This is a genomic window from Pseudobutyrivibrio ruminis (assembly GCF_015057245.1).
Taxonomy (GTDB): Bacteria; Bacillota; Clostridia; order Lachnospirales; family Lachnospiraceae; genus Pseudobutyrivibrio; species Pseudobutyrivibrio ruminis_E.
The window spans coordinates 146,198-170,401 of record NZ_SVET01000001.1; the positions used below are offsets into that span (position 1 = coordinate 146,198).

General features: G+C 37.8%; 22 protein-coding genes. 2 read left to right on the forward strand and 20 right to left on the reverse strand.

The genetic code is table 11. The annotated features are described in order from the left end of the window. Positions 1-4: 4 nt before the first annotated feature. The 9 genes from E7274_RS00750 to E7274_RS00790 form a co-directional block, all read right to left on the reverse strand. Positions 5-949, reverse strand: coding sequence for a substrate-binding domain-containing protein (locus tag E7274_RS00750; protein ID WP_304172881.1), 945 nt, complete (start codon positions 947-949; stop codon positions 5-7). Then, positions 936-2,759: a sensor histidine kinase gene (locus tag E7274_RS00755; RefSeq protein ID WP_304172883.1), complete on the reverse strand. Its 1,824-nt coding sequence runs from the start codon at positions 2,757-2,759 to the stop codon at positions 936-938. Before E7274_RS00755 ends, E7274_RS00750 begins: the two co-directional genes overlap by 14 nt. Continuing rightward, complete coding sequence (locus tag E7274_RS00760; RefSeq protein WP_304172884.1) at positions 2,759-4,360, reverse strand: response regulator transcription factor; 1,602 nt, start codon at positions 4,358-4,360, stop codon at positions 2,759-2,761. Before E7274_RS00760 ends, E7274_RS00755 begins: the two co-directional genes overlap by 1 nt. A gap of 153 nt (positions 4,361-4,513) precedes the next feature. Then, entirely contained in the window at positions 4,514-5,680 is a 1,167-nt protein-coding gene (gene mmsB / locus E7274_RS00765; protein WP_081828632.1) for a multiple monosaccharide ABC transporter permease, read from the reverse strand. Next, positions 5,670-7,232 carry a multiple monosaccharide ABC transporter ATP-binding protein gene (gene mmsA, locus E7274_RS00770; RefSeq protein ID WP_033154238.1) on the reverse strand — a complete coding sequence of 521 codons (1,563 nt, stop codon included), beginning with the start codon at positions 7,230-7,232 and terminating at the stop codon, positions 5,670-5,672. Before mmsA ends, mmsB begins: the two co-directional genes overlap by 11 nt. Before the next feature lie 68 nt (positions 7,233-7,300). Further along, positions 7,301-8,440 (reverse strand): multiple monosaccharide ABC transporter substrate-binding protein, encoded by a 1,140-nt coding sequence (chvE, locus tag E7274_RS00775; protein ID WP_044934744.1) that lies wholly within the window; start codon positions 8,438-8,440, stop codon positions 7,301-7,303. A gap of 139 nt (positions 8,441-8,579) precedes the next feature. Then, complete coding sequence (gene preA, locus E7274_RS00780) at positions 8,580-10,085, reverse strand: NAD-dependent dihydropyrimidine dehydrogenase subunit PreA (RefSeq protein ID WP_304172886.1); 1,506 nt, start codon at positions 10,083-10,085, stop codon at positions 8,580-8,582. A gap of 125 nt (positions 10,086-10,210) precedes the next feature. Then, a complete protein-coding gene (locus E7274_RS00785) occupies positions 10,211-10,516 on the reverse strand; it encodes an AzlD domain-containing protein (protein ID WP_304172888.1) in 306 nt (101 codons plus the stop codon). Next, positions 10,509-11,240, reverse strand: a complete 732-nt coding sequence (locus E7274_RS00790; RefSeq protein WP_304172890.1) for an AzlC family ABC transporter permease — start codon at positions 11,238-11,240, stop codon at positions 10,509-10,511. Before E7274_RS00790 ends, E7274_RS00785 begins: the two co-directional genes overlap by 8 nt. A 78-nt stretch (positions 11,241-11,318) precedes the next feature. On the opposite strand from E7274_RS00790, the gene E7274_RS00795 reads away from it, so the two are divergent. After that, entirely contained in the window at positions 11,319-12,128 is an 810-nt protein-coding gene (locus E7274_RS00795) for a hypothetical protein (RefSeq protein WP_304172892.1), read from the forward strand. A 22-nt stretch (positions 12,129-12,150) separates the two neighbouring features. Here E7274_RS00795 and ilvC read toward each other — a convergent pair whose 3' ends face one another. The 3 genes from ilvC to E7274_RS00810 form a co-directional block, all read right to left on the reverse strand. Continuing rightward, entirely contained in the window at positions 12,151-13,179 is a 1,029-nt protein-coding gene (ilvC, locus tag E7274_RS00800) for a ketol-acid reductoisomerase (RefSeq protein ID WP_033154243.1), read from the reverse strand. A 13-nt stretch (positions 13,180-13,192) separates the two neighbouring features. Further along, positions 13,193-13,693, reverse strand: a complete 501-nt coding sequence (gene ilvN, locus E7274_RS00805; protein ID WP_033154244.1) for an acetolactate synthase small subunit — start codon at positions 13,691-13,693, stop codon at positions 13,193-13,195. Between the two features lie 120 nt (positions 13,694-13,813). Beyond that, positions 13,814-14,470 carry a 4'-phosphopantetheinyl transferase family protein gene (locus tag E7274_RS00810; RefSeq protein ID WP_304172893.1) on the reverse strand — a complete coding sequence of 219 codons (657 nt, stop codon included), beginning with the start codon at positions 14,468-14,470 and terminating at the stop codon, positions 13,814-13,816. Positions 14,471-14,559: 89 nt separating this feature from the next. Here E7274_RS00810 and E7274_RS00815 point away from each other — a divergent pair, with 89 nt between their 5' ends. Beyond that, positions 14,560-15,714, forward strand: a complete 1,155-nt coding sequence (locus tag E7274_RS00815) for a glycosyltransferase (RefSeq protein ID WP_304172895.1) — start codon at positions 14,560-14,562, stop codon at positions 15,712-15,714. On the opposite strand, the gene E7274_RS00820 is transcribed toward E7274_RS00815, so the two are convergent. The 8 genes from E7274_RS00820 to E7274_RS00855 form a co-directional block, all read right to left on the reverse strand. Continuing rightward, entirely contained in the window at positions 15,711-16,688 is a 978-nt protein-coding gene (locus E7274_RS00820) for an aldolase catalytic domain-containing protein (protein WP_304172897.1), read from the reverse strand. The genes E7274_RS00815 and E7274_RS00820 overlap by 4 nt on opposite strands. Before the next feature lie 137 nt (positions 16,689-16,825). Continuing rightward, positions 16,826-17,326 (reverse strand): hypothetical protein, encoded by a 501-nt coding sequence (locus E7274_RS00825; protein ID WP_304172899.1) that lies wholly within the window; start codon positions 17,324-17,326, stop codon positions 16,826-16,828. Beyond that, on the reverse strand, positions 17,310-17,801 hold the full coding sequence (locus E7274_RS00830; RefSeq protein ID WP_304172901.1) for a DUF3592 domain-containing protein: 492 nt from the start codon (positions 17,799-17,801) through the stop codon (positions 17,310-17,312). The genes E7274_RS00825 and E7274_RS00830 overlap by 17 nt, the downstream gene beginning before the upstream one ends. A 21-nt stretch (positions 17,802-17,822) precedes the next feature. Continuing rightward, on the reverse strand, positions 17,823-19,679 hold the full coding sequence (locus tag E7274_RS00835; RefSeq protein WP_304172903.1) for a methyl-accepting chemotaxis protein: 1,857 nt from the start codon (positions 19,677-19,679) through the stop codon (positions 17,823-17,825). 236 nt (positions 19,680-19,915) lie between these two features. Next, the gene (locus tag E7274_RS00840) at positions 19,916-20,926 is read right to left on the reverse strand and encodes a GGGtGRT protein (protein WP_304172905.1); all 1,011 of its coding nucleotides are present in this window, start codon (positions 20,924-20,926) and stop codon (positions 19,916-19,918) included. 21 nt (positions 20,927-20,947) lie between these two features. Next, positions 20,948-21,640: an iron-sulfur cluster assembly scaffold protein gene (locus E7274_RS00845; protein ID WP_033154250.1), complete on the reverse strand. Its 693-nt coding sequence runs from the start codon at positions 21,638-21,640 to the stop codon at positions 20,948-20,950. A gap of 159 nt (positions 21,641-21,799) precedes the next feature. Next, complete coding sequence (locus E7274_RS00850; protein ID WP_304172907.1) at positions 21,800-22,555, reverse strand: TPM domain-containing protein; 756 nt, start codon at positions 22,553-22,555, stop codon at positions 21,800-21,802. Continuing rightward, entirely contained in the window at positions 22,542-24,194 is a 1,653-nt protein-coding gene (locus E7274_RS00855) for a hypothetical protein (RefSeq protein WP_304172909.1), read from the reverse strand. Before E7274_RS00855 ends, E7274_RS00850 begins: the two co-directional genes overlap by 14 nt. Positions 24,195-24,204 lie beyond the last annotated feature (10 nt).

Consider the following 24,204-nt stretch of genomic DNA (forward strand, 5'->3'; position numbering starts at 1 on the left):
CCTCTTATTTAACAAATGGAAATAGGATTTTTTCATACTCCTCTGAATAAATCTGTTCTTTATTGATTATGTAATAAAGAGGCACGCCTTTATCAGAAACCTTTTCTCCATTATTAAGCACAGCCTTTACCGCCAAATACCCCATCGTGTAATCATCCTTGCAAGCAAGAGCCTGAATCAAGCCACTGTCGAGATAATAAACAGCCGCCTGTCTATCATCGACTCCATAAATTGCAAAATCAGATTTTTTATCAATCCCCAATGACATAGCGCAATCAAGCACATTATCATCCAGCAAAATCATTCCACTATACAAACCAGATCTATAAATATTATAAATATGATTTATCAAGGAGCTGTCGTCCATTGTGACAAGTTCCTTTTTCAAATAAACCTCTGAATCTTCTACTGATTCTTCTAGTCCATAGATAAAATTGCAGTTGTTTACCGATTCATTGCTGTACATAACATACAACGCCCCAGTAAGCCCACTATCAATAATATATTTTCCATAGTCGGCACCCATTGAATAGTCATCAGCTATGATAGAATATTTGTCATCATCACAATTTCCATTCTTTACAAATCTAACTTTGTTTTTTAGCCCTTGTTCTTTGATATAAGTGTACAACTCATCATAAAAGCCTGAGGCAACATATACATATTCTGCTCCCTCGTATATCTGTCTATTGATTAACTCAATTTCTCCTTCCACCCCAGCAGATGTAGGACTATTCAAAAATGTAACCTGACACTTATTATCCAGCGCAGCTGTTTCTGCACCAGATTTTAAAGTCTCCCATTCATCTAGATTGTCTCCTGTCACAACAAATGAAATACGCTCATCCTCGCCCTCAAATACGCTTGAGTTGGCATAAACATAAAACTCAACAATAATCAATAGGATAAGCACAAGGAACATGCCAATAAAGAATCTATTTCTTCTCATTTCCATCACCTCCCATATAATCCTGGTAGGAAATCTTTGGCAAATGAATAATGGCAGTTGTTCCTACATCCAATTCACTTTCAATTTTCAGGCCATAGTCCTCCTTAAAATAAAGATTGATACGCTGATTGATATTCCACAATCCGATACCAGAGCCTTTACCTTGAGATTTGCCCTTTTCCTTAAGCAAATCCTTTAGTTTCTCAGGAGGAATTCCCATTCCATTATCCTTAACTTCGATATAAATATCTCCATCCTTCTCATAACCCTTAATATCAATCACACCTTCATCATACAAATCCCCCACAGCATGATAAATGGCATTTTCTATTAGAGGCTGAATAATAAGCTTAATTGTGATGCAATCCTCAATAGCAGGATCAACATCGATGTTTGCTTCGAACTTATTTTTATAGCGGACCTTCTGTATTGCTAAATAATTCTTTGCATGAGTAATCTCATCCCTGATTGTAATAATATTATTTCCCTTGCTAAGACTAATTCTAAAAAGAGATGCAAGGCTTGTAATCATAGAAATAGCCTCTGGATATTTTTCCGATTCAATCATCCAAACAACGGAATCCAATGTGTTATACAGGAAATGAGGATTAATCTGAGCTTGCAAAGCATTTAATTCGGATTTACGTTTTTCTTTTTGCTCCGCAACGCTTTCTTCCATCATGGTTCTCATCTGAACTACCAGAGATTTTATGGTACGGCCCAGATGCCTGATTTCATGAGTTCCACCAATAAATATTACATCCTCATCAAGCATACCTGCATCGATAACCCCAATAGAATCCTCTAGCTTCTTAATTGGATCAGTAACCACTCTTGCAATGAAAAGGTTTCCAAAAAGAATCATAAAAATAGTAATTGTGAGAATGATAAGCATAAATACACGTAGCTGGAAGCTTTCACCTATCAGCTCCTTTACAGGTGTTACGGATACAATTTTCCAGCCTGTGTAGCCTACCGTCTTTACGATAACTGCTCTTTCATTGCCTTCAAATGTCTCGATATAATTTCCATCATCATAACTAGCCGCCACAATATTATTTTCATTAGCAAGACCTGAATATATAGCCTTTTGGGCAGGATGATAGATAATCTCCCCGTTTGAATCTATCAAGTATACATAGCCCTCACCAGACTCATTGGCTTTCATGAACATCTGCTCTATTGCAGAATAATTCATGTCTACCAAAAGGATGCCTCGCCTGATATAGCCCATGTAATTTAAATCAATACTACGGGTGAGTGAAACAACCCAATAGTATCGATAATTATCACTTTCAAACATGTTTTGTACATGTGGCTCCGAGAAATGGAAATTCTCTGCTTTCTCTTCTTCAGTATCGCTAAACCAGGACTGTTCCGTAAAATCCACCCCAGTTTTTCTGGTGGCGATTGGCGCAGCAGAAATAAGGGCCCCATCCTGGGAAATGCAAGCGATGCTAATAAGATCATCCTTGTTTGCCTCGTACAGGATGTCCATTTCTTTAGTCATACTATCGCTAGTTAAATCCAAATTCTTGATTACGCTGTAGTACATACTATTTGAAACACCCATCATATTACGTAAATACGAATTAAGATTCCAGCTTATCTGCTCTACTATCTTCTCATCGTTATCAATAGCATTCTGTCTGGATGTATTGATATAGTTGGTATAAAAGGCCATGGCCATAAAGCTCATGCTGATTATGGCAACCAATGTGAAGGAAATAGAAATAACAAGCTGAATACTCCTTCGCTTTGACGCGCGACGCAATCTATGAAATTGATTTTGAAAATCAAAAAGTTTCATCAGCTTTCCCTTTGTTGTCTATACTTTGATGGTGATATGCCATAGGCTTTCTTGAATACATAGCTAAAATAATTAGGTTCATCATAGCCAACAAGACCTGCTATTACATATGCCTTTTCATCTGTTGTTTCAAGCAGCTCTACCGCCTTTTTCAGTCTGATATTAGTCAGATATGTAACAAAGCTTTCCCCTGTATTTTTCTTAAATACGGCAGAAAAATAATTAGCGCTAACATTAAGGTTTGAGCAAACTTTATCTACTGACAAATCCGAATCCTTATAATGTTCCTTAATATATTCCTTAGCCTTATCTACAAGTACTTCTGTTGAATCCATTCGACTCTTTTTGATTTCCTTTTGGATAAAGAAGCACTTATCTAAGAACCATTTTTCAACTTCCTGGATAGAATCAATATTGTCCAAAAACTCAAAAATATCACCATCATTACCATCAATCGATAATCCAGAAATATCATAGTTCTTTGCAAGTTTAAGGACTTCAAAATAAGCTTCCAGAATAGAAATCTTCATCTGATATAGCCCAATTCCTTTTTGGCTAAAATTAGAAAAGAATTCATGAATAGTTACATTTAACTCTTCAGTCGAACCAATCTTAATTAGTTTAAGAATCGTATTTACGTTATCATTTTCAAATAGATTTATATCTGTCTTATCCGGCTCCACATCCATAATAGAAAATGCCTGATTTTCATCAAAAAGCTTTCTATAGGCAGTAGCCTCTCGTGCAGATTTGAAAGAACTAAATAAATCCTTAAGTTCATTTACCATTAAGCCAACACCAGCAGTGGTTGGCACCTCTATTAGCTTCGCAGAAAGCTTACAAATCATGTCCAGATTAGATACAAACTCTTCGTATTCATTTTCTTTCTCAAAGCAGCCCAGCACAATAACATTGCCCAGATAATTCAAGCAATGATAATTTCCGTAGTCTTTTAATGTTTCCTTTGCAAGTTGATTCAAGGAAACAGAAAACAGCTTTCTATCGGTATTATTAAATTGTTCACTGTTTTCAAAGGATAATTTGATTATGCCGACGGCATAGAAATTCCCCTTAATATCTTCTCCGTAATCCGACGCTATCTCAGCTATCCTATCGACCTCAATATGCCCCTCAATAAGGCCAATAAGAAACTGCTCCCTAAAAAATGGGAAGCTCTCCTGATAGTATTTTTCAAGATTTTGAAGATTGCGTCTCTTGTCAAGCTCCTCGTCCAAGGTGTGTTTAAGACGAGTAAAAATAGAATGCAGCTCATCTGCATCAATAGGCTTTAAAATGTATTCCTCTGCTGAAAGCTCGATTGCTTCCTTGGCATACTCAAACTCATCATAGCCAGAGAAAATAACGAATTTCGTTGCAGGAAGCTCCGCCTTTAACTGCTTTGAAAACTCCAAGCCATTCATGAAAGGCATATTAATATCAGTCATAACAACATCTGGCTGAGCCTCTAGTGCTCTCTCCAAAGCATCCTGACCGTTTTCAGCAGTCGCTACAACATTAAACCCCAAATCCTGCCAATTAATCTTTTTTTCAATAGCGATGCGGACTTCCTCCTCATCATCTACAAGCATAACATTATACATATATTATTCCCCCAATAAAACCTTACTCCTAGTATAACAAAAAGCTGGTTACGGCTACAAGCCTTAGCGTTTCTTCATTCAGCTTAGAATGCTTCTTTCAGAAACCTAAGAGCTTGATGCCTACCAGCTTTATCCTAGTCTATGAAATAACGTTTAGTTCTTTTTACGCTTTGAAAGAACGTCTACAGTAACAGCGCCAAGAAGTACAGCACCCTTTACGATTTTCTGGATATCTGTTGACCATCCAAAAAGTGACATACCGTTGTTAAGAACACCCATGACGAAGGCACCAACAACTGCACCAAGGATAGAACCAGAACCACCAGCTACGGCAGCGCCACCGATATAGCAAGATGCAATGGCATCCATCTCGAAACCATCACCAGCTTTTGGAGTAGATGATCCGTTTCTAGCTGAAAGAACGATACCTGCAATAGCTGAAAGAACGCCCATGTTTGTATATACCCAGAAGAAAACCTTGTTAGTATCGATACCAGAAAGGTTTGCTGCTTTTCTATTACCACCTAAAGCATAAATCTGACGTCCAGCTACAGTCTTTGTAGTAACAAATGCGTAAATTCCAATAAGAACAACCATGATAAGAAGAACAAATGGAAGTCCATTGTAACGAGCAAGCTTGTAGAAGAAGAACCAAATAATGAAGAGCTCAATTACAAGCTTTGTAACTGTCTGCCATGTTGGAGTAAGAACAAAATTATATTTCTTCTTTGTCTTGATTCCTCTGATTTCATTCCAAATAAGAGCTACTGATGCGATAAGTGCAACAGCGATTGAAACCAAATCAAGAATTCCGTCACCAAAGAAAATCTTGTATGTAGGAAGGAAGCCTGCACCGATGAAGTTGTAGTTTGTAGGAAGAGGTCCTTTTGTCTGAGCCTGTAAAAGTGTGTATGTTAATCCTCTACCCATAAGCATTGTAGCAAGGGTAACTACGAATGGTGGGATGCTCAAATATGCTATAAAGAATCCAGCGAACATACCAACTAAAAGACCAATTGCAAGTGCTGCTATAATAGCAACCCACATATTCATTTTGTAATCCATCATCATGATACCAGCTGTGGCACCACACAATGCAACTACTGAACCAACACCAAGGTCAACGTTACCAGTTAATACACAAAGCAACATACCAATTGCAAGGATAACAACGTATCCATTTTGCATAACCAGGTTGTTGATGTTCATTGGTGTAAGGTTTTTGCCACCTGTAAGAATGGCAAATATCAAATAAATAACAATAAGGGCAATGAACATGCCGTATTGTTTCATATCAAGACTTGCTTTTTTATTTTTCATTTCCATCATCCTTTCTATTATGTGCCATTACACACTGCATGATTTTTTCTTGAGATACTTCTGCACTAGAAAGCTCTCCCGCAATCTCGCCCTCATTGATAACGTAAATACGGTCACAGGTACCAATGATTTCAGGCATTTCAGAAGAAATAACAATGACTGCTTTTCCAGCCTTTGCTAAATCGTTGATAATACAGTAAATTTCGTATTTAGCACCAACATCGATACCACGAGTTGGTTCATCCAAAATCAATACATCCGGTTGTGTAAGCATCCATTTAGCAAGGACAACCTTCTGCTGGTTACCACCTGAAAGTGATCCAACAACCTGATTGATGGAATTCGATTTTATGTTAATTTTCTTTTTATATTCTTCAGCCGCAAGGATTTCCTCGTTCCCATTAATAACACCATGCTTTGAAAAGAACTTAGGACGAGCAGCAATTGTCATATTCTCCTTGATATCACCAATAAGAATAAGACCATTTGTCTTTCTATCCTCAGTTACATACGCAAGCTTGTTATCAATAGCATCCTTGACTGTATTTAAATGGACTTCTTTGCCATTTATTTTTACAGTGCCTGAGATTTTCTGACCATAGCTATGACCGAATACACTCATGGCAAATTCGGTACGGCCTGCTCCCATCAGACCAGCCAGGCCAACAACCTCACCAGCTTTAACTTCGATGTTAATGTCTTTAAGTACCTGACGCTCTGGATCATCAGGATGATATACATTCCAATTCTTAACCTCAAAGATTGTATCACCAATAGTGACACCTTCTCTTTCAGGATAACGATTAGTCATTTCACGACCAACCATCGCCTTAATTACTCTATCTTCAGAGAAATCATCTACACCCTTAACAAGTGTTTCGATTGTCTTACCATCTCTGATAATTGTTACGGCATCAGCAACATAGCTAATCTCGTTCAATTTATGAGAAATAATAATACATGTAATACCCTGCTTCTTTAATTCAAACATGATATCAAGAAGCTTCTTTGACTCCTCATCATTCAAAGCCGCTGTAGGCTCATCCAAAATAAGAAGCTCAACCTTTTTTGCCATTGCTTTTGCAATTTCAATAAGCTGTTGTTTACCAACGCCAAGTGAATTTACTGGAGCATTGACATTTTCATTTTCAAGACCAACTCTAGCTAACATTTCCTGGGCTTTTTGTCTTGTCTTTGTCCAATCAATAACGCCCTTCATTTTAAGTTGTTCGTTACCTAGAAAAACATTTTCAGCAATTGAAAGAAGTGGGCTAAGAGCAAGCTCCTGATGGATAATAACGATTCCTTTCGCCTCTGAATCTCTTAAGTTATGGAATTTGCAGATTTCGCCGTGATATTCAACATCTCCCTCATATGAGCCGTATGGATAAACTCCTGATAAAACATTCATCAGAGTAGATTTTCCAGCACCATTTTCCCCACAAAGAGCATGAATCTCTCCCTTTTTAACCTGCAGATTAACATCATCAAGGGCTCTAACTCCAGAAAACTCTTTTACAATATGCTTCATTTCCAAGATGTAATCTGACATATTCTTCTCCTTCTTAAAAGTAATGGCGACTTAAGATTAAGTCGCCACTACAATTAATACATTAATTACTATTCAGCTAACTGCTCCTCTGTGTAGTAGCCGCCGTCAACAATGATTTCTTTGTAGTTGTCCTTATCTACTGCAACTGGTGTGCAAAGGTATGAAGGAACTGTAATCTTTCCATTGTTGTACTGCTCTGTGTCGTTGATTTCTGGCTCTGAGCCTTCAAGAACTGCCTGAACCATTGTTACGCACTTGTCAGCAAGAAGACGTGTGTCTTTGTAGATTGACATTGTCTGTGAGCCAGCGATGATGTTCTTTGTAGCCATAAGCTCTGCATCCTGACCTGTGATAAGTGGCCAATCCTCGCCTACTGTGTAACCTGCTCCCTCAAGAGCTGCCTTACATCCATAAGCAAAACCATCAAAAGCTGTTGCGCAAATATCAAGCTTTTCATCAGCATAGAAACCTGTTAAGTAGTTCTCACAGTTCTGCTGTGCTGTTTCCTGAGACCATCTGAGGATACAAGTATCTTCAAATGATGTTCTACCTGACTTACATACCAATGTACCATCATCAAGGTATGGCTGAAGAACTTCCATAAGTCCGTTGTAAAGCATTACAGCGTTGTTATCATCTGGAGATCCCATGAAGAACTCGATTGTGTAAGTCTCATCTGTGTTAGCCAAATCCTTTGACTCTTCGATGTACTTACCAATTGCTGTACCAACACCCTTGTTATCGAATGTTGCATAGTAAGAAACAGCGTCTGTGTCCATAAGAAGACGGTCGTAAGCGATGATAGGAATACCAGCTTCCTTAGCCTGCTCTTCTACGTTTACAAGAGCTGATGAATCAACTGCAGCGATTACTAAGCAATCAGCGCCAGCAGCAATCATGTTCTCAATCTGAGATACCTGAGCCTGAACGTCATCCTCAGCATACTGAAGATCAACTTCATATCCGAGAGCTTCAAGCTTCTCTTTCATGTTGCTACCATCGTTAATCCATCTCTCTGAAGACTGAGTAGGCATTGCAACTGCAACTCTCTTTCCGTTTGAAGCTGCAGGTGTTGAAGAATCAGAAGATTCTGTTGCTGTGTCAGTTGTAGCAGCTGGATCAGCGCCTGTGTCTGCAGGGCCACATCCTGCAAATAACCCCATTGCAAGAGCGGCTGTCATCATTAAACCTAGAACACGTTTTTTCATTTTACCTTCTCCTCCTGTGTTTTCTTGACAACTTTGTTGTCGTTTTTAACTATGAATAAATAATAACAGTTCATTTTTTTGTTTAAAATATAAAATTCTATTTAAAAACATCAAAATTCTACACAATAAAAAAAGACTCCTAAGAGTCTTTTTTGTGATAAATTCTTTTTTTACTAGGAACTATAGCTCCTTTCGGACAAACTAACAGGCAAAGATGACAACCAACACATTTGCTTCCGTTTAACTTTGGCTTTCGATTTTCAAATTCAATAGCTTGATGTCCACCATCATTGCAAGAAATAACACATCTTCCGCAGCCAATACATTTATCCATATTAAAGGACGGGAAAAGAACTGTATCCCGTTCTAACACATCTGTTGTATCGCTAACCGAATCAAGCCCCGCACCTATTACATCCTTCACAGAACTAAATCCCATTTGCGCTAGGTAATAATTTAGCCCAGACTTTAAATCATCTATAATCCTATAACCATATTGCATAACCGCAGTGGTTATTTGTATCGAGCCAGCCCCCATAAGAATAAACTCTAAGGCATCTCTCCAGGTTTCGATACCACCCATACCACTGATATGTTTTCCTTTTAGTTTTCTATTTTGACCAAGCTCCGAAATGAATCTTAAAGCAATAGGCTTAACTGCATTTCCACTATATCCACCAATAGCAGACTTACCCTTAACTGCTGGTGCTGAAACAAAAGTAAGAGGATTAACACCAACTATACTTTTTATTGTATTAATAGCAGCAATTCCATCTGCCCCACCTCTAATTGCTGCTTCAGCAGCTTCTGACATTGTGCCTACATTTGGTGTAAGCTTTGCCAAAATTGGAATAGAAGCACCTCGTCTTGCCGCTCTTGTAAATCTCTCTACTAATTCAGGCACCTGACCTATATCAGAGCCTAATCCATCCTCCTGCATATTTGGACATGAGAAATTAAGCTCTATTGCATCTGCACCATTCTCAGCACATTCTCTAGCCAGCGACTCCCATTCCTCTTCATTCTGCCCCATAATTGATGCCAAAATAAACTTTGTTGGATAATTCTTTTTCAGCTTTCTGAATATCTTCATATTTTCAGCTACACTATGATCTGAAAGCTGCTCGATATTTTTAAACCCAATAATGCTTCCATTGTCACCAGTAATTGCTGAAAACCTAGGCGAGGCCTCATGTATATCTAATGAGCAGACAGTCTTAAAGCATGCTCCTGCCCAGCCAGCCTCAAAAGCCCTTGCACACATATCGTATGTGGAAGCCACAACAGAGGATGAAAGCAAAAATGGATTTTCCAGAGGAATTCCACAAATATCGCATTTTAATCTGTCTTCATCTTCTGGAAGCTCTATCTCTGCTTTTGAACGAACACCCCAAGCAAGCTCTGTCATTAAGCTCTTAATATGAATTCTATCATCACTAATGCAAACTCTCTCGCAAGGTGCATTACAGCTCATGCACATATTTCCTTCCGGAAGACGCAAAGATGCGACATCAGCATTATCAAACCAAATACTTCTTAACGCGTCCCCAGGATTAAAGAAATCACAAACTTGGTTGCATGGAGCATCCATACACAGCATGCAAGAAATCATTTCACTGCGTTTAATTGTATTCTGTACTAGCATAGGCACGACTCCTTTTCTTAACACAAATTATAATCTATTATGTGTGTCGATTCCGTGAGTAAACCTGCAGTTCACAGATTTTTCTTTATAAGTTCATAAAAAAAGTCACCTCTAAGGATGACTTTCTATATCAGTATTAATTCCGCTATAAATACAACAACGCAACAAAGGGCTGCTACTTTAAATAGGCTTTGATTAAACCAAGCAGCTATTATTCCAACTACAAGTGCTATTATTCCCGCCAGTTTTACTTGAGTGGCATCTATGATAGCCGGAAAAGTCATAACTGCAAGAGTAACATAAGGAACATAATAAAGAAACGAACGAATAAATCGATTCTTAATCTGCTTTCTAAAAACTGTGACCGGCAAAATACGTATAAACGTACTTACAAGCGCTGCCACCAATATATAAATATAAGTTCTAGTCATCGTCTTCCTCCATAGGATGTGGAAATAGTATTGCAGCTACAGCAGCAATTACAACAGTAAGAATAATAGTTTTTGTTCCAGCTGATATGTATGCAAAAACTTCTAATCTAGATGCTAAATAGCTGAGAACAAAGCTTATTATAATTAACACTGCCACTATTCTGTGTTTTCTGGCTTCCGGCATAATGCAAGCTAAAAACATTCCATACAAAGCAACAGAAAATGCACTGACAACTCTAAGAGGCATCAGCTCTCCTGCCACAATCCCACATGAAGTACCAAGAGCCCAACAAGGAACTGCTATAGCACAAGCTCCATAATTATAAATTGGATTGATGAAGCCAGGTCTGTTAATGGTTATGGCAAATATTTCATCAGTAACACTAAATCCCACTAACATTCTATGAATCAAAGGGGTTTTAGGATCAAACTTTTGACTTAAGGCCGTAGACATCAGTAGATATCTGGCATTGACGACTAAAGTCATAATAGCCATTTCCACAAAACCGGCTCCAGCAGCCACTACCGTATATACGGCATATTCACCTGCGCTAGCTCGATTTAAAAAGGAATTAATAAACCCCTGCAATGGAGTAAAATGTGCTGTTCTAGCCAAAATTCCAAGAGAAAATGCAACAGCAAAATATCCTAGTCCAATAGGAACCCCATCTCTTACTCCTTCTCTAAAAACTGTTAAATTAGAATTAGTTTTTTTCAAATTCATTTTATCCCTTTATTTCACCAATTTTTTAAACATTTTTCTTCTCAAAAGTGTAAAATAATATGCATAGGAGGATTCTATATGAAACCTGGCGTATATCAGGCCACTAAAAAAGACGGAACAGTCTATTATCGTGGCAATATCACTTACAACGGAAAACACATAAGCATCGGAAGCTTTCCTACAGAAGCTAAATGCAACAAAGCTTACAATGAGGCTTGGGGCATTTTAAAAAATGAAGATATCACTATCTTAAATTTGCAAAGCAAAATCAAAGAGCTTCCATTTGATAAGTGCATCACTCTAATAAATTTTAGAGACAACCATATTTATATTAAAACTCCAATATATCTTCAGAGAAATTATTTTCTATATTATTTAGATAAAACAACTATCTTGAAATTCGACAATGATGACCTCTTCTACTATTCAAGTCATAAGATTCAGTATCGCGGAGGCCACATGTTTGTCAGTGATTACGGAATGCAGTACAACATTCTTGGCCGTTATGGCATCAAACCTTACAGCGTAAAAGGTAAGGACTTTCTCTTCGCCAATGGCGACGAAACTGATTTCAGATATTCAAACATTATAGTTGTAAATAAATATCACGGCGTATACCGCGAGGAAAAAGGCGGAAAGGTAATTTATGCAGCTAAGATTCATCTTAACGGAGATTTTATTGTAGGCCGTTATAATAGCGAAGCAAAAGCTGCTATAGCTTACAACAAGGCTGTAGATTTATGCAAAGCCCGCGGTATGAAAAAAGCTTTTCCTACCAACTTTATATCTGAATATTCTCCTCGTGAATATGCCGACATCTACACCGAAATCAAGATATCATCTCATCTGTATAAATTCTTTCATAATAAAAACTTCCGCGAGGCTTAGGCCTCGCGGTTTATTTTTTATATTAGTTGTTGATGAACTTGTCTTCCTCATTGTTCCATGAGTAAAGGCTACGAACCTGCTCACCAACTTTTTCTACTGGATGCTCAGCAGCAAGCTTTCTCATTGCCTGGAAGTGAACCTGACGACCAGCTGGTGACATATCAAGAAGGAATTCCTTAGCAAATGTACCATCCTGAATATCAGAAAGAATCTGCTTCATTGCCTTCTTTGTATCCTCTGTAATAATCTTTGGTCCAGTGATGTAATCACCGTACTCAGCTGTATTTGAAATAGAATATCTCATTCCAGCAAAGCCTGACTGGTAGATAAGATCAACGATAAGCTTCATTTCGTGTACACACTCGAAGTATGCATTTCTTGGATCGTATCCAGCCTCAACAAGAGTCTCGAAACCAGCCTGCATAAGAGCACAAACACCACCACAAAGTACTGCCTGCTCACCAAAGAGGTCTGTCTCTGTCTCTGTTCTGAATGTTGTCTCAAGAATACCGGCACGAGCTCCACCGATACCAGCACCATAAGCAAGTGCAAGATCAAGAGCCTTTCCTGTAGCATCCTGATATACAGCAACAAGACAAGGTGTACCCTTACCTGCCTGGTACTCAGAACGTACTGTGTGACCTGGAGCCTTAGGTGCAATCATAGTAACATCAACATCTGCTGGTGGCTTGATGCAACCAAAGTGAATGTTGAAACCATGAGCAAACATAAGCATGTTGCCAGCCTCAAGGTTTGGCTCAATGTCAGCCTTGTACATATCAGCCTGCTTCTCATCGTTGATAAGAATCATAATGATATCAGCTTTCTTTGCAGCCTCTGCTGCTGTATATACTGTAAGGCCCTGCTTCTCAGCCTTTGCCCAAGACTTTGAACCTTCGTAAAGACCAATAATGACGTCGCATCCGCTTTCCTTAAGGTTAAGAGCGTGTGCGTGACCCTGGCTACCATAACCAATAATAGCTATTGTCTTACCCTTCAATAATGAGAGATTACAATCTTCTTGGTAATAAATCTTTGCTTCCTGTGACATTCTTTTATCCTCCTTATAATATAACTACATCCTCTGAGCCGCGGCTAAGACCAGTAACACCGGTGCGAGCAAGCTCTAAGATGTCATAATCTCCAAGCATATCTAAAAATGCTTCCAATTTGTCCTGGTTGCCTGTAAGCTCAAGAATCATAGAATCGTGAGTAACATCAACAACCTTTCCTTTGAAGATTTCAACGATAGTGAGAACATCCTGTCTCTCGTCATTCCTAACAGAAATCTTAACAAGCATAAGCTCTCTCTTTACAGAAGTACCATGCTCCAAAACCTTGAGATCAACAACCTCTGTAAGCTTTGACACCTGCTTTTCAATCTGTTCCAATATCATTTCGTCACCATGTGTAACAATAGTCACACGTGTGTATCGAGGATCAGCAGTGACACCCGCCGAAAAACTGTCGATATTGTATCCCCTTCTTGAAAATAAGCCCGAAATACGGCTTGTAAGACCTGGTGTGTTTTCTACTAAAATAGAAAGAACTTTTTTAGACTCCATAATGCTCTCCTAAAAAATAAAATCTTGTTTGCACTTTAATGCTTTGAAGTACGAAACTATTACAAATTCTATCACAAACAATTTATATGTCAACCAAAAAGATTTCAGAATTTAGTAAATTTAGTAATACTTTCCATCATATGGGTTATAGAGTCCCATTTGAATAGGTTGTCTCTTATCCTCGTAACACAAAGTAATATAATAATCTCTAAATTCAAATCCCTGTTTTGTCCAGTAAGTATTTCCCTTTTCAAAATCGCAGTACTCGCTAAAATCTATCCACTGAAGGACCTGCATAAGCGGTCTATCCATCATTTTGCAGGTAGCCTCTTTAAAGGTCCAAACCTCCGTAAATTTTTTGTTTACCTCAGATTTCTTCAAAGATTCCAGATACTCTAAATCAGCCTTTGTAAAAAAGCGTTCAACCAAATCTCTATCATATGGACGGATTCGTTCAACATCTATTCCAACAGGCTTGTCTGAAATTGCCGCTACTGCAAAAAAATTAGAATGTGAAATACTAAAATCTACGTTTTTCGGCTGTATAAAAATGGGTTTTCCTTGAGAAGTTGATGAATAGACATATGGTCTTTCAATGTGATTTTCCCATAGAAGTTTTTCTAATAGATGGGCAGCACCTAATCTCTCACATTTGCCCCTTAAGGTCTTAGCCTCGTCAACATGCTCTCGTTGCTGGGGACTAATCATGCTGTACACTTCATCAAATATGAACGGATTCTGTAATGGCTCACAATTATATGCTGCTGCTTTAATCATATTCTCCCCCTTTAACGTTTACATAAAGTATAACATAGTGGAAATTAAATATGATAAAATATTTGTGAACTATTCTTATAGGGGGCTATATGAAATTCTTAATTTTTGAGATGAAAACTGTATGCTACAATTCCTATCTTTACTTTGGGGACGCATTAGGCAAAGCCCTTACAGATAAGGGACATACAGTAGAATACTTTAAAGTAGATGAAGACGCTTTGGACGATTTAGAAAACTATGTAGGAGCCAAATACGATGCACTTATCGATTTCAATTCTGATTTACCTCGTGCACTTATGGATGATGATTCCTATTTTCTAGATCATGTTGATGCGCCTTTTTTTGATGTCATTTTGGATCACCCTCTATATCATCATGATTCACTAAAGCATAAGCTTAGCAATTTCAATGTAGTTTGCCTAGATTCAAAGCACAGGGACTATATTTTAAAATACTATCCTCATATCAAATCAGTTACAGTTACACCAATGACGGGCGAATTGGCCTTTGGAAATGATTCTATTAACTGGGATGGCTTTAATGATCGTCCATACGATATCCTTTTATCTGGCACCTATACAGATCCTACCAGACTTGAAGCTGCCATTCATAAGATTCCAGATTTCCTTGCGCAAAACGTATATGAATTGATTGACATGATGCTAGCAGACAGCACCCTTACTATAGAGGACGCTGTTGAAACTCTGGCAAGAAATGAAATCTATGACTACATCAATTCAGATTTACCATTACACACTCAGTCTTTCTATTTAGCAGACGCTTACGTGCGTTGTATAAACAGAAAAAATCTAGTGCTGGAGCTTGATAAATGTAATCACAACTTCCATATATTTGGTGCACTTTGGGAAGAATTAGATTTAAAGCATGCCACTCTCCATCGCGAGATTCCATTCAATCTTACATTTACCGTTTTTTCCAAGGCAAAAATATCGGTAAATATAATGCCTAATTTTAAAGCCGGAAGTCACGACAGAGTATTTTCTGGCCAGCTTAATGGTGCTGTTTCACTCACAGACCCTACCACTTTACTGCTTTCAGAATACCAGCATGATAAAAACATCCTCTTCTACGACTTAAATCATATGGATGAAATTTCTTCAATGGTAGATAGTCATCTGGATAAACCAGATGAGCTAAAAAAAATAGCCCAAAGTGGATTCAGTATCGCAAATGCGAATCACACCTGGGCTAATATTGCAAATTTAATTTTAAAAAATCTTTAATCCAAATTAAGCATTTCCTGGTAGAAAGCGAAGTAATCCTTTCTACCTTCTTTTGTAAACTGGATAGCTGTTCTTGGGTGCTGATTTAATAGACCTGTTGTAAGATATTGCATATCATATCCCCATACAACGCCCTGCTCCTTTAATGGCAGCATATAGTCCTCGACAAACTTAATTGCATATCTTTCCTTGTATTTTGGATTCTTAAGAAAGCCAAGAAGAAGCTCCATAGCACAGTTTCCTGCACCACGTCCCATACTACAATATGTTGCATCCAAATAATCTACATTATCACCAACAGCCTCTATCGTATTTGCGAACGCAAGCTTTTGATTATCATGAGCATGCATTCCCACCTTTTTGCCATACTTAGACGCAATTTCATAGTACATATCAGCAATACGCTCTGTCTGCTCTGGATATAGAGAGCCATAGCTATCTACAATATAAATACATGAAATTGGGGTCTGACATACAATATCAAGCGCAGACTTAATATCCTCCATAGAAGCAGTAGAAATAGCCATAATATTACAAGTAGTCTCGTAACCTTTCTTATATGCATCCTCAATCATCTGAACCGCACTAGGGAGCTGATGAAGATATGTTGCAACACGAATAAGATCCACAGGGCTTTCTGCCTTTGGATGAATATCCTCCTTATAATTGCAACGGCCAACATCTGCCATAATAGCAAGCTTTAAATCAGTGTTATTGTCACCAACAATCTTTCTAATATATTCATCTGATGAAAACTTCCATGGGCCAAACTTATCCTTGTCAAACTGTTCTTTATCGGCTCTATAGCCCATTTCCATATAGTCTACCCCAGCCTTTACATTTGTAAGATAAAGTGCCTTAGCAAATTCATCAGTAAAATAAAAGTCATTAACAAGGCCACCGTCTCTAAGTGTGGCATCAACAACTCTGACACTCTCTCTAACTTCTAAAAGCTTGGATATTTCTTTTTTCATCTTTATGTCCTCCGATACTTTAGTAATTAAAAGTGATAAAGCAAGTATATATGTAACCAGGTAGAAAGTCAAATTGGATTAATTATAACATAAAAACATGGCTCCTCTATATAAGAAGAGCCATGCTATAATTTTTATTAATCCAAGAAAGCTTGTTCAGTTCTAGCAGCAGCAAATGTTGTAAGAAAAACAATATCTAAATCTTTATCATCCTCTATTGTCACGTCAAAACAATTTCCCATGGTTATTACAGATTTTCCTTTAGGAGTTGAGCTTGCAATTATAGCACATGGCTGACCTTTAAGGGTAATAGTATACGTCAATCCAATTTTTCCTTTTGAAAAATCGGTATCAATTCTAATACCTTCTTCATGTAGATAGTCCCAAATATTAGTGCCATCCAGTTTAAATCTTGAATTTGTGGCAAAGTCATCATTAACTTGGGTAGTTAAGGTCTTCGAAACTTTATGAAGTATTTTTCGTCCACTAAGATGATTAATAAAATCAAAATCACTAGCCCCAATCAAAGGCTGAGTCAGCATTTTAGCTTCATATACAATATTACCACTTTCATCTTTCATAAAATATCCAGCTTTAAGAAATTTTCTTTCTTGTTCGAATTTATAAGTTTTTGCCAAAATTCCACTCCTCCTCCTGTTCTTTTAATCTCTGATTTTTTTCTTTTATTTTTCTAGCGTTAACCAAACCCACTGTAACCATCACTCCACCACCAACAATTATTATAATAGGTATTAGCATACTGTTTGGCCAACTTACATCAGTAGGATCTGATGGATTGTAATTAATCTCTATAACATTTCCAACTTCTTCCTTTTCTCGATCATCAAATTTACCTTCATATTCCTGACCATCAACATTATATGTAAAATATATTGTGTATGAAGCATTATAAAGAGTTTCCCCTTCATAGTGAGCCTCCTCGTAAAGTTCAACATCCGTAACTACAGCTTCTGTGGTTGGATAATCAATTCTGCAATTTACAACATAAAATGCAAAAATTCCAAAAATGATTACAATGATTCCAAAGACAGCATTACCATAACCATAAGAATAATCTCTTTCAATCTTAGCGTATCGATTTAATAAATTCATATCTGGAGTCCCCACACTAAATTAAACAATTTCAAATTTCTGGGTACTAGCATTAAGTTGTTTTGTAACATCATTGTTTTGATCCATAGCTTCATTGATGCCCTGGATTTCACCAACGATTTCCGTAGCAGCCTGAGCGCTCATGCCAATAGCATTAGAGCTTTCATTTACAGAATTAGAAATCGTCTCAATTCTATCAGCCATCTCATTCATTACATTGTTTAGATTATCTGCCTTGTCTGAGAATGTAGCCAACATTTCATCAATCATTGTAGCTGTATCTTCAAATTTCGATCCAGTTTCAACGAATGCATCATAATCAGCCAAAACATTTTCATTGATGAATTCAATAACTTGAACCGCATTATCTGAAAGTGTTTTAACAGCCGCTGTAACCTTAGCAGAAATTTCCTGAATATTTCCAGCTGTATCTCTTGAGTTTGCTGCAAGCTTACTAATCTCATCAGCTACAACAGCAAATCCCTTTCCAGCCTCACCAGCTCTGGCAGCTTCGATAGATGCATTAAGAGCAAGCAAGTTTGTCTGGCTGGCAATGTCCAGAATCTCGTTTGTCAAATCACCAATTTGGTTAACCTGCTCAGATTCTTTTACAGAAACCTCGAGAACTCTAGATAATTCTTCCATCTTAGCTCCAGTGTTATCCTTCTTCTCAGTTGCTTCTTTCTTGATTTCATCAGCTGCCGTTTTGATTTCATTTGCTTTAGAAGCGCCTTCTTTTGCCTCTGCATCTATAGCATTAGTAGCCTCTCTAACTTCAAATACCTTGTCATTTAAATCAATTGCTGTAGTAGAAACATTCTCCATTGACGCCGCCAACTCTTCCATTGCTGCTGAAGTATTAGTGACATTATCAGATGCACTTTGAATCTTAACAACCATACTGTCTGAAGATGTACTAAGAACGCTAGCGCCATTTTTAACATCCTTAATAACACCTTGGAGTGTTCCAAGAAACTCATTGATTCCATCAGATATCATAGCTAGTTCAGTTTTTGTCTTAGTATTAATACGAGCTGTAAGGTCTCCTTTTCCTCTATTGATATTATTTATAATTGATTGTAATTCATAAGAAATACCAAGAATAGTTTTGTTAATTCTAATAAATGAAAGCAGGAAGCTAACTATAATAAGAACCACAACTATTCCCATTACAAAGTAGCCCTTCATTGATACTTGCGAAATGTAGCTATCTAAGTATCCTGAAAAACCTTCACTCAATGAAGTAATAGCAGCATCTACAGCATCAATTGATGCATAAGCAGCCTCCAGATTGGTACCATATTCAGTTGAAACATATCCAATAGCTCCAGCCACATCCGAAGCTGCTATATATCCCTTTAATGTTTCAGCAGATGATGCAAAAGCTTCTGTATTTGTTCTTAAATCCGCAACTAATTGTTCACCATCTGATACATTGCTAACTATTATTGATGATTCCATATAAGTAAGATGATTTTCTAAGTCATCTATATATGAGTTCATATCATCAAATTCTGAAGCACTCATTATATCACCTGCTCCGCATTGACCTAAAGTGCGATTTATTTCTGCAGATATATGTATAATATCCTGTCTTAATTGAGCAGATTCCTCAGCACATATCAACTCATTCTCACTCGCCACTAAAGCTTGTGACTTCACACTTTGCATTGCAGTATTTGATATTATCGCATATACGATAAATGCAATTAATATTACTACATTAACAATTATATTTTGAAATGTAATTGATTGGAAAAAATTGCCTTTATTGTGTTCTGCAATCTTTACTACTCCTGCAATGTTTTCCTTTTGCTCTTCTGAAAGATTTTGATCTAATCTCTCTCTAATAGTCTCTTTTCTTTCTTCTCTGCCCATAGAATTACCCCCTATATAAATAAACGTCCATTAGTTTTCTTAATATATTATAATATGACTTTTATAATGAGTAATATAATGCACAAAAAAAACATATTATTTTTAAATATTCATCAAAAAAGAGCTCTTGGATTAACCAAGAGCTCTTTAATAAACAAGGACAGTCGACGCCATTTGAAAATCGCTTCGCGATGGCATCTCCAGTTCTAATTAAATCAGCGCTACGCTTGATTTAATTAGAATCTTCCAGCAGTAGCAGCTTCCTCAACAGAAACAGCAACAGCAACTGTTGCACCTACCATTGGGTTGTTACCCATACCGATAAGACCCATCATCTCAACGTGTGCAGGAACTGAAGATGAACCAGCGAACTGAGCATCTGAGTGCATACGTCCAAGAGTATCTGTCATACCGTATGAAGCAGGACCTGCTGCCATGTTATCTGGGTGAAGTGTACGTCCTGTACCACCGCCTGAAGCAACTGAGAAGTACTTCTTGCCGAGTTCAACGCACTCTTTCTTGTATGTACCAGCTACTGGATGCTGGAAACGTGTTGGGTTTGTAGAGTTACCTGTGATAGATACACCTACGTTCTCATGATGCATGATAGCAACACCTTCCTGAACATCATCAGCGCCGTAGCACTTAACTGTAGCACGAAGACCGTTTGAGTATGCCTTCTCTGATACGATGTTAAGCTTAGCTTCCTTGTAATCGTACTTTGTCTCAACATATGTGAAACCATTGATACGAGAAATAATCTGAGCAGCATCCTTTCCAAGACCGTTAAGGATTACTCTAAGAGGCTTCTTACGAACCTTGTTAGCCTTCTCAGCGATACCGATAGCACCTTCAGCAGCAGCGAATGACTCGTGACCTGCTAAGAAACAGAAGCACTCTGTCTCCTCCTCAAGGAGCATCTTTCCAAGGTTACCATGTCCAAGACCTACCTTACGGTGATCAGCAACAGAACCTGGAATACAGAAAGACTGAAGTCCCTCTCCGATTGCTGCAGCTGCATCAGCAGCCTTGCGGCAATTCTTCTTAATAGCGATTGCAGCACCTACAGTGTAAGCCCAGCAAGCGTTCTCGAAGCAGATAGGCTGAATCTTCTTTACCTGCTCGTATACATCAAGACCTGCGTCCTTAGTAATCTTCTCAGCTTCTTCGATTGAGCTGATACCATACTTATTAAGAACTGCGTTAATCTGATCAATTCTTCTCTCATATGATTCAAATAAAGCCATTTTTGTTTCTCCTTTCCTATATTATTCCTGACGTGGATCGATAATCTTTGCAGCATCGTCAACACGACCGTACTGGCCCTTTGCCTTTTCCCATGCTGTGTTAGGATCATCACCCTTCTTAATGAAGTCTGTCATCTTTCCAAGAGAAACAAACTGATATCCGATAACTTCGTTATCGTCATCAAGTGCGATACCTGTTACATAGCCTTCAGCCATTTCAAGGTAACGAACACCCTTTTCCTTTGTTGCGTACATTGTACCAACCTGTGAACGAAGACCCTTTCCAAGATCCTCAAGACCAGCACCGATTGCAAGTCCGTCATCAGAGAATGCAGACTGTGTACGTCCGTAAACGATCTGAAGGAAAAGCTCTCTCATAGCTGTGTTGATAGCGTCGCAAACAAGGTCTGTATTAAGAGCCTCAAGGATTGTCTTTCCCTGAAGAATCTCTGCAGCCATAGCTGCTGAATGTGTCATACCTGAGCAACCAATTGTCTCAACAAGTGCTTCCTCGATAACACCATTCTTAACATTTAAAGATAATTTGCAGGCACCCTGCTGTGGAGCACACCAGCCAACACCGTGTGTGAAACCGCTAATATCAGAAATCTGCTTAGCGTGTACCCATTTTCCCTCTTCAGGGATAGGAGCTGGTTCATGCTTTGCGCCCTTTGCTACAGGACACATGTTTTCTACTTCTTTTGTGTAAATCATTGTAGAACTCCTTTCTATAATTCCATTAATATACTGCTACCTACATTAATGACCTAATTATATAAACGCATAGAAACGCGTTATTGATTACATTTTCTCACTTTCAGTGGCTTTAGTAAAGTATTCTTTTGTATTTTCGTTAAAAAATTATCTAAATATTTAGAAGCTGTGACCTCCACCTGAATGGCCACCGCCACCACCTCCGGAAAAACCACCGCCACCGCCAGAAAATCCACCGCCACCACCGTGGTATGTGCTTCCAGCTGATGCAATTCTTCTACGAGTTGTATTTAGTACAGTAGATGTTCCTGCAATAGAAGCTCCAATTAGAAGCATTTCTGCAGGAGTAAATGTCTGAACCCTTGCTCTCTCTCTTACTGCTTTTAAGAATACAAGTAAGAATCCAAGAATTATAGAAACTAGCGCTGTAACTATAAGTCTCATTGGCCTAAGGATTATTCCATCATTAATCAATGTATTGCACTGCTCAAAAACAGCATAAATGCATTCGTAGTACTCTCCATTTGACGCATATCTATAAACATTATCTGTAATATCATATGCATCTGCACTTTTTATCTCGTATTGAGCCTTTCCATATCCTGATAAATATAACTCTCGATGGTACATATCAATCAAGAAAGCGACTCCATCCTCTCTTGAGTTGTAATTTTCAGTATAGAAATCAAAAAGAATAGAATCTTCATCTTGCCCATAATTAGACTCATCTGTAGTAGCAACCACATAATTGTAGCTGCTATCCAAAGAATCCAGATAATCTTCAAGCTCATCATATTCATCATCGCTAAGCAAATAAGCATCATCGATGATAGTTACATTTGATTTAGCTTCAGCACGAATAGGAAGTAGCAAGCATACTAAAAATAAGAAAATGAAATATTTAGCCTTTCGCATTTTCTAGCTTTCCTCCCTTCTTCATAAACTGTGGTGATGGGCGTGTTGCAAGTCTGTTGTACTCTCTAACAGTACAGTCAATCGTAAATACGATAATCGCAAACACGATAGCTAAAGCTATGTAATATATTATGTCGTTTGGAAGGTTGATTATTCTAATAAGAATTGCTGCAATCCACCCAAATGTGCCTAGCAAAAGAACTGTCTTCTGTCCCTTTTTAACTGCATTAAAGCCTTTAATAATGAACACAAAACTGAAAATATACATAGCTAACATCAGGACCACATTGAGAACATTTGCGACAACTCTACCATTCTCAATAACATAAAGTATACCTGCTATGATAAATGCATATCCGCCCTTTAAAAGCAAAAATAATACAACGGCACCAGCACCTGAAAGTGCTGCCTTTGTTGACGATTTAGTAATCTTCTTTTTCGCTTTCTTTTTAATTGGCTTAATATTTTTGCTTGTAACAATATCCTTGCTGCCAAAATAACCCTTATCATCAAGATGATTGTCACGTCTATAGACACCATCTGCAATCTTTGCACCATAGTAAGCTATAAATGAAGAAACAAGTGCAGCAAACCCACAAAGATTCTTTATGCGATAAGTGAAGCTAAAAGTCAAGCTCAGCACAAAAAGAACTAAAAATATAACAATAGAAGTAGCCATTGCTGTGGCATACATCTTTCTTTTATCGATAGGCATATCAGAATAAACAGCACCTGAAGCGCCATTGATTACAGAATATGAAACTCTATCATAATTACGTGTAGTCATGAAATAGACAGGAAGATATGCTCCTTCACATCCCTTATATTGTAGCTTCGAAGCAACATCATTACGAATTCGTTCATCTTCTCTGCTAGTCAAATCATATCCATCTGCTTTAGCTTTAACTTTGCTGCAAAGTGAGTTCTTAGCCTCCTCTAATGCATCCTCAACATAGATTTCCTTATCAACAGTAGAATTTTCAACGAAAAATCCTGCCAAAAAGTTTGGATTAAACTTTTCCAATTCATTAAGTGGAAATGGATTAATTGAGCCAGAGACATTGTCGTCAAATGTCTGTGATGCATCAAATGGAACCTTCATATCATCCACGTCAACTCTAACATTAAACTGGGTTTCTTTTGTAACCTCATAATCTCCACTTGTAGATGTCTGTTTACCAACAAATGAAACGTCACCATCTGACGAATAATCATAGAGATAATATGGAGTATAAAGTCCAACAAGTTTATCAATATTGTCATCGATATTTAATCCATCAGGGACAAAATGAATATGTTTAACTTCCTCTAGATATTTTTCACGAGCTTCCTTTTTTGTGAGATTAAAAGGAAGAATATATTTAGGAACACCACTTTTAGAAAAGTGCTCCTGCATAGTAGTCTGAGTACCGCAGTATGGACAAAACTCCATACCATCGTTATCTATTACCTGAATTTCCCCAGCACAATTAGGACAGGTATAAATTGTAGTATTTATACCTGCCTCATTTTCAATATCATTACCTTTGTATGCTCTTGGATCTGTATACTGACCGCAAGAGCTACAAAGCATTTGCATACGTTCTGGCGAAAACTTCAGTTGCCCTCCACAACTTGGGCAAGGGAACATTGTAGCCATTTTTCAACTT